This is a genomic window from Campylobacter sp. US33a (assembly GCF_004378855.1).
Lineage (GTDB): Bacteria > Campylobacterota > Campylobacteria > Campylobacterales > Campylobacteraceae > Campylobacter_D.
Map to the genome: position 1 here is coordinate 20,162 of NZ_RYYL01000001.1, position 13,869 is coordinate 34,030.

The following is a 13,869-nucleotide window of genomic DNA, read 5'->3' on the forward strand; positions in this document are numbered from 1 at the left end:
TTTTTGGTGATTTTAGCTTAAAAGCACTTAAAAATTTATTGCGTGATTTTGTTACTGAGTTTTTATTTTTTATCAAATACAATTAACTAAAAAATAATAGGAGTAACAAATGAGTTTAACAGAAAAAGTTGTAAGAATTATTCTTGCGTTGGCTATTTTTGGTTTGGGAGTGTATTTTGCTTCTTGGTGGGGCTTAATTGGACTTATCCCACTTTTAACAGGAGTTTTTGGAGTATGCCCTATAAGAGTTTGGACAGGCAAACAAACCTGCCCACTTGGCATTTGCCCTATCTCCAAAAAACCAAAAAAAGATTAATCATAAAAAGCCAATTTTTTGGCTTTTTAAATTTTATCTCCAAAACACTTTTTAAGAAAAAATACTGCTAAAAATAACATACAAAGCTCAGCCGCAAAAGAACTGATCCAAATTCCATTTAAACCAAAAAATAAAGACAAGATAAGTAAAAAACAAAGTGGTGCAAAAAGATTAACACTAAGACTCAAAATAAGTGATAATTTTGGTTTATTAAAAGCAGTAAGAAAAGAAGCACTTAGTATATTAAACCATGCAAAAAAATAATTAAAAGTAAAAATCATCAAAGCATAAGCGCTAAATTGAATAAATTCATCATCGCCAGTTTTAGCAAAAAGTCCGACTAGATTTTCTTTAAAACTTAGTAAAATTGCAAGGCTAATGAGTGAGAAAATAAAGGCATTAACAAAGGTGATTTTAAGCAAGGCTTTAATGCGCTTAAAGTCTTTTCTAGCATAGTTATAACTAAGAGCAGGTTGCATTGCATCACTCATGGCAATGATTAAAGCGACAATAAAACTATCGATATATAAAATAATTGAAAATGCAGCTACGGCATTTGTTCCGCCAAGCTCTAGTAAGATTAAATTTGCAAAAATACTAAAAAGTGAAGCGGAGATATTATTAAAAAATTCACTACTACCATTATAAATGATATTTTTAAGAAGTTTAAGAGGAATGAAAAAGTGAGTGAATTTTAAGTCTAAATCCTGTATTAAAAAAGGCAAAATTCCTAAAATTCCGCCTAAGCTAAGTCCAATACAAGTTGCAAGTGCTGCTGAAAACAAGCCCCAGCCAAAAACAACAATAAAAAGATAATCCAAAAAGATATTGCTTAGGGCAATAATAATATTTATCATCATGCTGTAAGTTGTTTTTCCACAAATTCTTAAGTAATTATCTAAAGCAAAAGAAAGCATGGTGATGGGTGCAAAAATAGCAAAAACAAGCATACATTCTTTACTTAAGTTTTTCACCTCTTCGCTTACATTGAGAAAATCAATCAAAAATGGCGCTAAAAAATACTCCAAAACTCCTATACAACAAGATAAAAGGAAGATGATCAAAACACAAGCACTAAAAATTTGTCTTGCTTGTTTGAATTTCTTAATACCCAATTTCATAGAAATTTGCACAGCAGAGCCTAGAGCTATCATATCAGCAAGTGCAAAACTCATCATCACAAAAGGTATAATAAGTCCAAGTGCAGCTAAAGCATTGCTTCCTAAGTATTTTCCAACAAAAATTCCATCAATAACATAATAAAGTGACATAAAAGCCATACTGATAACATTTGGCAAGGCACATTTTACAAAAAGCTTTGCAGGGCTTAAAGTGTGGAATAAATTTGACATTTTTTATCCTTATTAATTTTTTTATATGTTTAATAAAAATAATAATGCCACTAATAAAGGCTTTGAAATCCTAAAATGAAGTGAGTAAAAATATATTTTTTCATAAATTAATTTAAATTTTAGTTAATGTAATTTAAGTATTTTATCTAAATTTTGTTATATTTGCAAATTTCTGTGTCACACTCATAACATTAACTTTGACACTTCTTACTATCTTTTTAAAGTTCTATTAATCTTTCATCGTGAGTATTCATTTTGGAAGTATAATAATGGATGATATTGAAGCTCTTTAATTAAGACTTTATAATCTCTTAAATTCACAATCATTACATTTTTAGGAGTAGTTTTAAGATTTTTTTGATTTTTTATATCTTTTAAATTTGGCAAACCCTTGTATATTCTTAAAGAAATATTTCACATAAGTTTTTTAATTAACTAATAGTATAGAAAGTGCCAAATGTTTGGATTTATACAAATAAAAAAACCAAAAGCATAAACTTCTGGTTTTTAAATTTAATTTCGCAATAAATTTTTAAGTTTTGAAATCTCATTTGTGATATTTGGGCTAAGTCTTAGTAGGGTATGGGTATCTTTGTAGTTAAAAATTTGATCGGTATTGTAAGCTTTTAGTTTGCTTATAGCGGGGTTGTATTGTATAAGATTTTGAGTGCTTGCGTTAATGCCTAGTATGATGATATCAGGGTTTTGTTTGATTAAAAATTCGCTTGAAATGATGGGGCGTTTAATTTCACTTTGTGGAGTAAGATTTTTTACGCCTATGAGTTCTAAAATATCAGCAACTAGGGAATTTTGCGAAAATGCCATTAAGGGATTAGAAGAGAAGAGAAAAATCGCGCTTTTATTGATGGGGTCTTGTTTTAAATCCTGTAATGTACGCTTTGTTTTTTCTATGAGCATTTGTCCTTCTTTCTCTTTATCAAGTAAGGTAGCTAGAGTGTTGATATTGGTAAAAAGATCGTTTAGTCTTTCGCCTTTAAGATACATTGTTTTTATGTTTAAATTTTTTAAACTTTGTTCCAAGCCGGTAGAATATGAGCTTAAAATCACCAAAGTGGGTTTTAGAGCGATGATTTTTTCTAAGGATGGATTTGAAAAAGTGCCAACGCTTGGCAAATTTTGGGTTTCTTCTGCTGGGTAAATACTTGAGTGTTCGAGCTTTGCAATGCCTGCGATTTTATCTTCGCTATTTAACATATAGATAATTTCAACGCTTGCAGGATCTAACACCACAAGGCGTTCTTTAGCATATAAGCTTGTAAAAAGCATTAATAAAAATAAAATTTTTTTCATTTTTTCTCCTTTAAAGTTAAGATATAAGGTTTGTTTTCATGAAATAAAACTTTGCAGTTTAAATCATAAATTTCTTTAAGAATTTCTTCTTTAAAAAGCTTTTCTACGCTTCCTTGATAACGCAAAACTCCTTCTTTTAAAAAAAGAATTTTGTTGCAAAATAAGGCGGCGAGATTAAGATCGTGCAAAATGGCTACGATGGCAATATCGCTTGTTTTTAGTAAATGCTCACAAAGACTTAAAAGTTCTATGGCGTAGTTTAGATCAAGGGCTGAAGTTGGTTCATCTAAAAATAAGATTTTGGGCTTTTTCAGAAGAGCTCTTGCAAGCAAAACGCGTTGAAATTCTCCACCACTTAAAGTGAGAATATTTCTTTGTAAAAATTGATCGATTTTTAAAATTTTGGCTAAATTTTGCACTTCGTCAATATCTTGTTTAGAATAAGTACTAAAAGAATGTTTAAGAGTTGAAAATTTTCCCATTAAAAGTACATCAATGACAAGTAAAGGGGTGTTTAGTCCTGATTTTTGAGGTACAAAACCCAAAATTTGGCTTAGTTCTTTTAAAGAGTAGTTTTTTAAATTTTTATTAAAAATGATAATTTCGCCTTTATTGTATTCTAGACTTTGAAGCATATTTTTCATTAAAGTGCTTTTGCCCGAGCCATTAGGACCCAAAATTCCTAAAAAATCACCCGAATTAACTTCAAAATTAATATCTTTTAGTAAGGCTTTTTTACCATAAGAAAAATGTAAATTTTTTACTTTTATACTCATAGAAAGCTCCTTGCTCTTAGTGCCAAAAATAAAAATATAGGTGCGCCAAAAAATGCTGTTATGATACCTATTGGAATTTCAATGGGTGCTAAAATCACTCTTGCTAGAGTGTCACAAATGAGTAAAAAAAGTCCGCCAAGCAAAGTGCAAATAGGCAAAACTAAAGTATTATTATAATTTTTGATGAATAATCTTACAATGTGAGGGATTATCAAGCCTACAAACCCAATCAGTCCTGTAAAAGCCACAGCAAAAGCAACCGCTAAAGAAGAAACTATGAGTAAGTTTCTTTTGAGTTTATTGGCATCAACGCCTAAATTTCTTGCCTCTTCATCCCCGCTTAAAATGATATTTAATTCGTTTTTATAAGCATAAAAATAAGCCAAACAAAAAACCAAAGGGATAAAAAGCATTGCCACCTTAGACCAAGAAGAAAGTCCTAAATATCCCATAAGCCACGCGACTATTTTAAAGGAATCTTCGCCTATATAATACATAAAAAACGAAGTGAAAGCCCCTAAAAAAGAAGAAATAGCTATGCCTATGATGAGTAGGGCGGCGATAGAGGATTTGTTTGAAATTTTAAAGACAATTAAGGAGAATACACAAGAAAAAATAAAACCTAAAATTCCAAAATACAAATCCCCAAGTTTGAACACATAAGCCATTACTGCACCAAAGGTTGCTGCTGAGGCTATACCTATGATATAAGGATCAGCGATTGGGTTTGTAAAAACGCTTTGAGTAATGGCTCCTGAAGAGGCAAGAAGCATACCGATTAAAATAGCCATAATAATACGAGGCAAACGAATATCTAAAAGCACTGTTTTTAAAAGCTCATCATCGCTTGCAAAGGCATTAAAAATGGCATTTAAATTTAAAAATTCATCACCGAGCATTAGTGCAAGAAAGCTCATAAAAATATAAGCCAAGATGATGAAAACAAGGCTGATTGTAAAACGCTTAGAATACATACTTAAACTCCATGTAATAATTTCTACCTCTAGCTGGGGTGTATTGGTTGCTTGCTGAGTTTTGATAGGTGTAGTATTGTTTATCAAAAAGGTTGCGAATACCTGCTAGAATTTGCAAATTTTTATAACGATAAATTCCGCCAATATCAGTGATAAAGTGATCTTTTATCCACTCATTTTGGCTCATTTTTCCTGTGTTTGCATCTATAACGCCACCATCTTTTGCTCTTGAATAATAAGTTAAATCAATAAAGCTTGACAAAGATGAGTTAAAGGTGTATTCTAGCCCAGCACTTGCTTTTATGCTTGAAACATAAGGAATTCTTAGTCCATCATTTACGCCTTTTGAAATTTTAGCATCGATATAAGTTAGGCTTTGTTTTAAAAATAAAGTGTCATTTAAAAAATTTTGACTTAAACTAAGTTCTGTGCCAAGTCGCTTTGTTTGATCGATATTATAATACTTCCAAAAAGCGCCATTTGTAGCGTGCGGATCGCCAAGATAAGAAATTTCATCCTTGCTTTGGGTGTAAAAAAGTGTTAAATTCCACTCATAAAAATCCCACCAAAAATCTTTTATACCCACTTCAAAGGTGTCAAAAATTTCAGGTTCTAAATTCGCGGTGTAATAACCCTTTGTTTGATCTTTATTGACAAATTGCGCTGGAGTTGGCGAAACAAAACCCCGTTCAAATTTTGCATAAATACTGCCTGTATCAGAATATTTAAAATTTGGAGTGATTTCGAATGCGAAATTGTTTGTATCTTGCTTGTCTATACTAAAAAGTGTGAGTTCATCTTTTGGATATCCAGGAATTGGAAAAGCCATATCCATTTCATTGCGATAGTTTCTATCGCCTTTATAAGAGGCATATTCGTATCTTACCCCACTGAAAATACCGAATTTTTCATTGATTTGATGAGAATTTAGAGCAAAAAGAGAATGGCTTTGTTTTTGCATTGTCATATTTGTTGTCATTCTATGATAAGTTATCATGCCTGGTACACTATAAAATACCAAGCTTTTTCTTTTTGCGTCGTGATTTATAAATTCATAACCAAAACTAAGATAAGAATTTTCGCCGTAGCTAAATTTACTCTTTAAATTTATCCCCGTTAGTGTATCTTCAAAGCCACTACCATCTTGATAGGCTGTTGTTCCCATCATCGCAATTTCATCTTTTAGGTAGTGTATTTTTTGATTTTGCCAAAAAGCTCCAAGATTAAACTCCCAATTATCGTTTAAGGCATGATGAAAATCAAGACTTAACTCCGGACGAATGATTTTGCTGATATTATCCCCATCGCCTCTTTGTGTGGAATCTTGTTTTATTTGCTCTTTGGTAAGATAGCCACTGCTTGTGTTTTTGCTTTCAAAATAATTATAAGCAAAGCTTAAATCACTATCATCTCCTATATCAAGATAAGCTTTTGAATTCATAAAATAACCCTTTTCATTATAGCCTTTTTGATAGCCATCACGGTTAAAGCTGTTTATATCAAGACTTAAAGAAAAATCTTCACTTAATTTTTTAGCTAAATTCACATTGAAATTTCCGCCCAAATTGCCTTTATCATAACTATCGCCTTTTACGCTAAAAGATAGGGCGTCATTTTTTTGCTTTTTAGTGATGATATTAATTACCCCACCTCTTGTTCCGTTACCATAAAGCACAGCTCCGCCCCCTGGAATAATTTCTATGCGTTCGATATTGTCTAAATTTATGGTGTTAAGTGGGGTTACTCCGTGTGAGTTATCAAGCACATTTATAGCACGACCATCAACCATAACTTTTACTGCGATATTTGATTTTTCGCCTTGTCCTCGTATATCGATATTTTGCCCTAAACCAAAATTCACAAAAGAAATTCCACTCACTCTTTGCAAGGCTTGCTCTACTGAAGTGTAGCCTTTGTTTTGCAAGTCTTTACCTTCAACAACAACAACATTTCTTAAATTACTGTCCGCATCTTGCTCAAATCCACTAGCTGAAACGATAACCTTATCAAGTACAGCTTTGTCTTCTGCGTAAGCATTAATAAATAAGAAAGCAAGAAGGGAAAATTTTAAAAAACGAATTGAATTCAAATTTTATCCTTTTATATTAAAATCAGAAATGATAATCTATATCATTAAAAATAAAAGAGTAAATTTATCTCTTATTTAATTAAATTTTACTTAAATATCTTAATAATTTGATTTAATATCATATTTGTTAGATTTTAAGTTTATATTAATACGATAATAGATATCATTAATTTTCTTAAAAATTTGTTTAAAAGGATGGCAATGAATTTTGAAAATATTATCACTCATATGAATGATCATCATGGGAGTAATTTGGTTGATTTATGTGTTAAATTTGGTGGGGCTAAAGAAGTTAAAAATGCCAAGCTTGTAAGCGTGGATTTTGAAGGGCTTGACATTGTTTATAATGATAATGAAAAGCTTAGAGTTGAATTTGTAAAAAAAGCCGATGAAAACTCTTTAAAAGACGCTATTATCGAGCTTTGTAAAGATGCAAAACCCAGTGCAAATCTTGATAGTGTAAAGCAAGAAATGCTTGAGTTTATGCGAGAATTTAACTCTGTGTGTCTAGCTACACTTAGTCCAAGCGGAAGTGTTGTTTGCTCATATGCGCCACTTATACAATGCGAAGAGGGAAATTTTATTTATATTAGTGAGGTTTCAGAACATTTTGCTAATATCAAAGAGCATCCAAATAATATAGAAGTAATGTTTTTAGAAGATGAAAGTCAGGCTGCTTCTGTGATACTTAGAAAAAGAGTAAGATTTAAAGCTGTGGCCAAATTTATGCCAAGAGATGAAAGCTTTGATCGAATTTATGATATTTTTGAGAAAAGAGCAGATAAAGCAGTTAAGATGATACGCAATATGCTTGATTTTCATTTGATTAAACTTGAATTTGAAGAAGGGCGCTTTGTTAAAGGATTTGGTCAGGCTTATAATGTAAAAAATGGTGAGCTTACTCACATTGGTGCAGGTGCAGGTAATCCGCATCAATTCCCGCATAAACATTGATTTTTCTAGTGGAATTATCCACTAGCTTTTATTTTTTAATAAGATTTTTTGCCTTTTTCCACAAGGCTATGCCTATATTTTTTGCTTTTTTAGAATTAAAATCTTTGTATTTATAGCTACTGAATTTTTCAAGTTCTGAAATTTCTTGTTTGAAGGAATTGATTTTACTTTGTGCGAGTTTGTTAAAATCATTGATTTTTGGGTTTTTCTTTAAATCATTTAGGCTTAAAAAGATTTGTTCTCTGCTTTCTGTGGCAAGGCGTTTGAGCTTAGAGAATAAAGTATTAAATTCATTATTCAGCAGATCTTGTAAAATACTTTTAATCGGATCAGGGTTTTTGTGAATTTCATATCTTAAAAGTTCAATAAATTCATCTTCAAGATGGACAAGTTGTTTAGCTTTTGCACTTAAATCTTCTTCCAAAACACAATATTTAAAACTCGTTTTAAATTTTTCTATACCTTGCTCTATACCTTGCTCTATACCTTTTACAACTCCTATACATAGATCTTTAGCGTAATTTTTAGATTCATTGGCTAGTTCAAAAGTTTCGTGCAAAATAGTTTTAGAAATACTTAAAATGCGTTCTTTTTCAAAATTACTCTCACAAATTGCGTTATACATAAGATTTTTAGTGATAGTGGTTGCAGTAAATTCGATATCTTCGTTTTTTTCTAAAGTGGTGATTAAAGCACTTTGGATGATTTCTTTTAAAATATCGAGCGTTTCTACTTCAAATAAAATCGCCTCATTGATGTAATCTTGAAGTTCTTCTTTAAAATCAGAATTTTGTATGCTTTTTTCAAGTTCGAAAAAATTTTGGCTAATTTCGTTTTTGATATGTTCTTTTTGGCGTTCGATTTTGCTTTGAATGAGGGAAAGTTCGTCGATGTATTGATAAAGCTTATTTTCTTCGTGTGCAATTTGTGCTTTAATGAGAGCTTTAATCACGCTAGTAGCGTTATTTTGGTTAAGCATATTAAGTTTTTTTAGAGTTTTTAGAAATTCTTCTAATAAAACATCAAGAGTAAATCGAACTCTTTCTTCTTTGGTTTTTTTATAAACTAGACTAAAAACGCAATCTTCTATGAGCAAAGAAATATTTTCATTTTTGGCATTTGATAGGGTTTGTTCAAAAATATTTATTAAATTAAGCATTGTTTATCCTTTTATAATACAAATTTGGCTTTATTTTTAAGTTTTTCAAAAATATCTAGTCTATCTTTTTTGCTATCCACATATACGCTAAGTAAGTAGCTGTGGTATTTTCCGCTTGTGCTAGCGTTGGAGTGTTGGTATTTAAATTCTCTTTGTCCTAAAAGTTCTTCAAAAATTTCTCCTGCATTAACACCTATTTCAAAAATAACTTTATAATCCCAAAAAGTAGGATAATTAACTATAGGTTCTTTTTTAAGATCGCACAAATTTACCACTTTTTCCTCCTTCTTTATTTTCAAGTATGATTTGGTGTATAGTCATTTCTTTATCAATGGCTTTTACCATATCATAAATGGTTAAAAGTCCTATGCTAACGCCTGTTAATGCTTCCATTTCCACTCCGGTTTTGCCTTCGCATTTAACGCAAACAATGAGCTTGAAAGTGCAAGCGTCGCTAAATTCTTCAATATCAGTTTCAACCTTAGAAATCATCAAAGGATGGCACATAGGTATGAGTTCACTTGTTTTTTTAGCGCCCATAATCGCTGCTATAATAGCTGTTTGAAGTACTGGACCTTTTTTAGCTGAATTTTCTTTAATTGCCTTAAAAGCTTCTTTGCTCATTGTAATCATTCCGCTTGCTTTAGCTATTCTTTGAGTAATATTTTTTTGACTCACATCAACCATTTTAGGGCGATTTTTTTCATCTAAATGAGTTAAATTCATAATTTGCCTTTAAAAAATTCTAAAAATTATATCAAATACAATAAAATTTAAGCTAAAATAAACTTTTAAATTAATTATAAAAAGGATAAATAATGGCTTATAATGACGATGATTTAGAATTTGATGATTATGAAGATGATGTGTTTGATGATGATTATTCTAAAACAAATTACAATTATGATGAGGATGATTATTCTTACGATGATGATGATTCCAACGAAGATACCTATGAAATGCCTTAATGAAAAATTCTTATAAAAAACGCAAAATTTTAAATGTTAAAGATATTAAAACCTTAGCTTTGTCCTCACTGGGCGGGACTTTGGAATTTTATGATTTTATCATTTTTGTATTTTTTGCAAATATCATTTCTATACATTTCTTTCCTAGCGCCTTAAGCCCGCTTTGGAGGGATATTAACACTTATGGTATATTTGCTGCAGGTTATCTTGCAAGGCCTTTAGGTGGTGTGGTTATGGCGCATTTTGGGGATAAATTTGGGCGTAAAAATATGTTTATGCTAAGCATTTTACTTATGGTGATTCCTACTTTTTTATTAGCTTTTATGCCAACTTTTGAAAGCATAGGTTATCTTGCGCCGATTTTTTTAATTTTTGTGCGAATTTGTCAAGGTGTAGCTGTGGGTGGTGAGTTACCTGGGGCTTGGATTTTTGTACACGAACATGCCCCGCAAAATCAAAAAAATCTTTATTTGGGTTGTTTAACCGCTTCGGTAACAGCAGGAATTTTACTTGGAGCTTTGGTTTATCTTGGAATTTATGCGATTTTTGATACAAAAGAAGTGCAAGAATGGGCTTGGCGTATAGCTTTTGCTTTGGGCGGTGTTTTTGGGATTATTTCTGTTTATTTAAGAAAATTTTTAGAAGAAACCCCAGTTTTCAAACAAATGAAAAATGATAGTGTTTTAGTAAAATTTCCCCTTAAGGAAGTGTTTAAAAGCTCAAAAATTGGCATTGTGATTTCTATGCTAATGACTTGGATTTTAACGGTTTGTATTTTAATTTTTATTTTAATGATGCCTGATTTTTTAATTAAAGACAATTTAGGTCATCAAATACTTCATTTTGATGTTTTTGAAAAGACTTACTTGCAAATTTTTGGTTTGCTTTGTTTGGCTTGTGCTTTGATTTTAAGCGGTTATTTGGCAGATAAAATTAAACCTTATAAAGTTAGCATTGCTTTTATTTTTATTTTTGCTTTATTTAGCTTTTTATTTTTTGAAGAAATTTATAGTTTGCCTAAAGTTAGAGATGAAGTGTTGATTATTATTCTTTATGGTTTGACTTGCTTTAGTGCAGGAGTTGCAAATTTTTGCCCTATTTTTATGAGTGATGTTTTTAAACCTCATATTAGATACAGCGGGATTTCTTTTGCATATAATATTGCTTATGCTATATCAGGAGGTTTTACTCCACAACTTTTTGTATATTTGCATTCCAAAGCAAGTTCTGGTCAAAGTTATTTTGGAATTTATGGACCAAGTTTATATGTATTTTTAGTTTGTTTAGTTGCGTTAATTGCAAGTATTTTAATGATTAGATTTTATAAATTTAAAATTTAATTTATTTTATCAAAGCATAAATTGTTGTAAAATCTTTTGAAATTTCAAGTTCGTAATTTATGCTTTCTAATTTATTTCCTTTTAGACTTTGAAAATTTTTATAATCAAAATTATCTTTATTGTTTTTGAATTGTTTGAAAAAATCTTTAAATTTTAATTCAGAATCTATAAAATTACCATTTTCATCCACAAAGCCGTGATTGGAGTGTATAAGGGCAATTTTTTCTCCTTTTTTAACCTTAAAACCATCTTTTGCAAAAAGTTGTAAAATTCCTTGTCTTGAAAGATTGATGGCTAAATCTCTTGCGTCTAATAATGCAGAGTCAAACATTGTCATATCTGATATAATGAAAGTAAAGTGCTCGAAATTATTTACCATTTTTGCTTTAGCATTAGTGTCCAAGATAAGACGATTGTTTTTGGAAAATTCTTGCAAAGAAGGGGCAATATTAAGCTTAACTTTTAACGCATCTTCACTATACATTAAAGCTCCTGAAATAGCATCAACAAGCGTGTTTTCAAAGGTGTTAAATTCTCCACCAAGATATAAGGTATTATCATAAGATTTTGCATTATTTTGTAAATTTAGTGCCGAAGGGGCAATAAAAATAGCGTTATCGTTTTTATACTCATCAATATTTAAATTTTTAATACTTAAAGTATTATGATGTGAATTTTTAGAGAGTCCTGCAATAATATTGATATTTCCCTCTCTTTTATCTGATGCTGTTCCCATTGCAATAGTATCAATAAAGATATTATTATAAGCACTTTCTTCATTGGCAATAATATAATGTTCGTTAAATGGAGTGGCTGAAGAATAGTTGTTTAAGATAATAGTATTTGAATTTGCGTTTTTAAGTGCTTTGATGATGGTTTTTGAACCAAAAGAAATGTTACTAGCTTCGCTTAAGCTTTGAACATTATTGTATGATATGAGGTTATTATTACAATTTTGTGCTTCGTTGATTATGCTTAAATTTCTTGCTGAAATTAGGGTATCTAAATAAATTTTGTTATGATTCGCTTCTTGTGCAAAATACTGTTTGTCTTTAAATTCTGCCTTTTGCACACCATAGATGAAAAGTGGCAAAGAAGAAAGGGAATTTTTGATATGAATTTCATTAAAGTTAGCTTTTCCTTCTAAGGTTTTTGCAGCAACAATGTTGATTTTATCTTTATAATTTTGAGCTATATCAAGTTGAGTTAAATCATTTTCTAAGTTTATGATATTTGAATTTGCGCCTTTTGTTCCATAGCCACCATAAAAACCAAAAATATTTTCTCCTGTGAAATTTTCATGTGCAAAAAAAGCTTGATCGAGTTTTATGTGAATTTCGTTAGAATTTGCCTCTCCCTTGTTTGCCTCTCCTGCATAAAAATTATAAGAACCTTGTATAAAAGTAGAATCATCATAAGAATGAAGAGTCTGTAAATCTTTTATATAAATTTTATTTTGTAGCGCGTTACCTTGCTCGGTTTTTCCGCCCCAAAATTCTGCAAAGAAAACAGAACTGTAAGTTAATGAAGCTTTTGAGAAATTAAGTCCCAAATTTAAATTATTGATTTCTAGGGTGTTATTGGTCGCATCGTAATTTGCATTATTATTAACATCAACATAAGCTGCAATGATATGTGCAGCTGAATTTGCCGAATACGCTTTATAAGTACCATGTGTGACTAAATTAGTTCCATTGAAAATTAACTTATTATTTTTTGCTAAGCCATTGATTGTAAATCCGCCTATAAGATGTGTGATTTTTTCATCTTCAATGATATTTTCATAACGATCTTTTTTGAAAATAGATGCATGAATATCTATCATTGAACCACTTTCAAGCAAAAGAGTGTTAGAAATTACATCAGCATTTATGCCCATCGCCCCTAAAATATAAGGTGCACCGTTTAAAGAGACGGTATAATCATCATTTGCTCCTATATTAATATAAGCATTTTTAATGATGGTTTGGTTATTTTGCGCATATTCTCCGCCATTGACTAAGGCTGCCGTAATGATAAAATTATGTGCTATTTCTGAATTTTTTGCTTTAGGATCAGGTAATTTTATATTTTGAGGTTTAAAATAAATTTCTGAACTCAATTCCCCCTCTTCTAAAATCAGCTTGTTGTTATTTGCATTAGCGTTTTGCACATAAGCAGTGGTTATAAAAGGGATAAAAATTGCATCTTTAAATTCTTTTTCGAGAACGCTAAATCCATGCTGGCTTGTAACTTTAAAATTTTCAGTAAAATCAGGAGTTAAAATCTCTATGGTTGCATTTTGCTCATTCATATTGGGTGTAGTATTTTGTGAATTGTTGAGAAATAAAGTGATGTCATTAATATCTGTATTTGATTTAATCGCATAGTAATTTGTGCCATTTAATTTTTTGAATTGTTTGAGTGTGTTATCATAAATTTCTTGATTTGTAAATGAGTGTTTTGGAATAAAAAATTCTTGTTCGTTTTTTTCTATAGCTTGTGTTGCATAAGTTATGGAGCTTATTAAACTTATTGTAAATAAAATTTTAGTGTTTTTATATATTTTCATAGAATTTTTTCCTTATGACCAATTAATGCTAATTAATGCTATTCTTATCAAAAAATTCTATATATAAATACTTTAAATA

Annotated in this window: 13 protein-coding genes; 4 read left to right on the forward strand and 9 right to left on the reverse strand. The window is 30.4% G+C overall.

The features are described from left to right. The first annotated feature begins 109 nt into the window (after positions 1-109). Positions 110-316, forward strand: a complete 207-nt coding sequence (locus tag ELQ16_RS00105; protein WP_134237552.1) for a DUF2892 domain-containing protein — start codon at positions 110-112, stop codon at positions 314-316. A gap of 26 nt (positions 317-342) precedes the next feature. Here ELQ16_RS00105 and ELQ16_RS00110 read toward each other — a convergent pair whose 3' ends face one another. The 5 genes from ELQ16_RS00110 to ELQ16_RS00130 form a co-directional block, all read right to left on the reverse strand. Next, on the reverse strand, positions 343-1,668 hold the full coding sequence (locus ELQ16_RS00110) for an MATE family efflux transporter (protein WP_134237553.1): 1,326 nt from the start codon (positions 1,666-1,668) through the stop codon (positions 343-345). A gap of 513 nt (positions 1,669-2,181) precedes the next feature. Further along, positions 2,182-2,979, reverse strand: a complete 798-nt coding sequence (locus tag ELQ16_RS00115) for an ABC transporter substrate-binding protein (protein ID WP_134237554.1) — start codon at positions 2,977-2,979, stop codon at positions 2,182-2,184. Next, a complete protein-coding gene (locus ELQ16_RS00120; RefSeq protein WP_134237555.1) occupies positions 2,976-3,755 on the reverse strand; it encodes an ABC transporter ATP-binding protein in 780 nt (259 codons plus the stop codon). Before ELQ16_RS00120 ends, ELQ16_RS00115 begins: the two co-directional genes overlap by 4 nt. Next, complete coding sequence (locus ELQ16_RS00125; protein ID WP_134237556.1) at positions 3,752-4,729, reverse strand: iron ABC transporter permease; 978 nt, start codon at positions 4,727-4,729, stop codon at positions 3,752-3,754. The genes ELQ16_RS00120 and ELQ16_RS00125 overlap by 4 nt, the downstream gene beginning before the upstream one ends. Beyond that, positions 4,719-6,809: a TonB-dependent receptor gene (locus tag ELQ16_RS00130; protein WP_243832558.1), complete on the reverse strand. Its 2,091-nt coding sequence runs from the start codon at positions 6,807-6,809 to the stop codon at positions 4,719-4,721. Before ELQ16_RS00130 ends, ELQ16_RS00125 begins: the two co-directional genes overlap by 11 nt. 210 nt (positions 6,810-7,019) lie before the next feature. Here ELQ16_RS00130 and ELQ16_RS00135 point away from each other — a divergent pair, with 210 nt between their 5' ends. Further along, entirely contained in the window at positions 7,020-7,772 is a 753-nt protein-coding gene (locus ELQ16_RS00135) for a HugZ family heme oxygenase (RefSeq protein ID WP_134237558.1), read from the forward strand. A 28-nt stretch (positions 7,773-7,800) separates the two neighbouring features. On the opposite strand, the gene ELQ16_RS00140 is transcribed toward ELQ16_RS00135, so the two are convergent. Genes ELQ16_RS00140 through moaC form a run of 3 tightly spaced genes read right to left on the reverse strand, consistent with a single transcriptional unit; the run spans position 7,801 to position 9,657 of the window. Beyond that, complete coding sequence (locus ELQ16_RS00140; RefSeq protein ID WP_134237559.1) at positions 7,801-8,931, reverse strand: hypothetical protein; 1,131 nt, start codon at positions 8,929-8,931, stop codon at positions 7,801-7,803. 11 nt (positions 8,932-8,942) lie between these two features. After that, positions 8,943-9,206 (reverse strand): DUF493 family protein, encoded by a 264-nt coding sequence (locus ELQ16_RS00145; protein ID WP_134237560.1) that lies wholly within the window; start codon positions 9,204-9,206, stop codon positions 8,943-8,945. Next, positions 9,184-9,657, reverse strand: a complete 474-nt coding sequence (gene moaC, locus ELQ16_RS00150) for a cyclic pyranopterin monophosphate synthase MoaC (protein ID WP_134237561.1) — start codon at positions 9,655-9,657, stop codon at positions 9,184-9,186. The genes ELQ16_RS00145 and moaC overlap by 23 nt, the downstream gene beginning before the upstream one ends. A 92-nt stretch (positions 9,658-9,749) precedes the next feature. On the opposite strand from moaC, the gene ELQ16_RS00155 reads away from it, so the two are divergent. Both ELQ16_RS00155 and ELQ16_RS00160 read left to right on the forward strand, forming a co-directional pair. Beyond that, positions 9,750-9,899 carry a highly acidic protein gene (locus tag ELQ16_RS00155; protein WP_208335046.1) on the forward strand — a complete coding sequence of 50 codons (150 nt, stop codon included), beginning with the start codon at positions 9,750-9,752 and terminating at the stop codon, positions 9,897-9,899. Next, positions 9,899-11,239 carry an MFS transporter gene (locus ELQ16_RS00160; protein ID WP_134237563.1) on the forward strand — a complete coding sequence of 447 codons (1,341 nt, stop codon included), beginning with the start codon at positions 9,899-9,901 and terminating at the stop codon, positions 11,237-11,239. Before ELQ16_RS00155 ends, ELQ16_RS00160 begins: the two co-directional genes overlap by 1 nt. Before the next feature lies 1 nt (position 11,240). Here the strand turns inward: ELQ16_RS00160 and ELQ16_RS00165 are convergent, their stop codons facing one another. Beyond that, on the reverse strand, positions 11,241-13,790 hold the full coding sequence (locus ELQ16_RS00165) for a hypothetical protein (RefSeq protein ID WP_134237564.1): 2,550 nt from the start codon (positions 13,788-13,790) through the stop codon (positions 11,241-11,243). Positions 13,791-13,869: the final 79 nt, after the last annotated feature.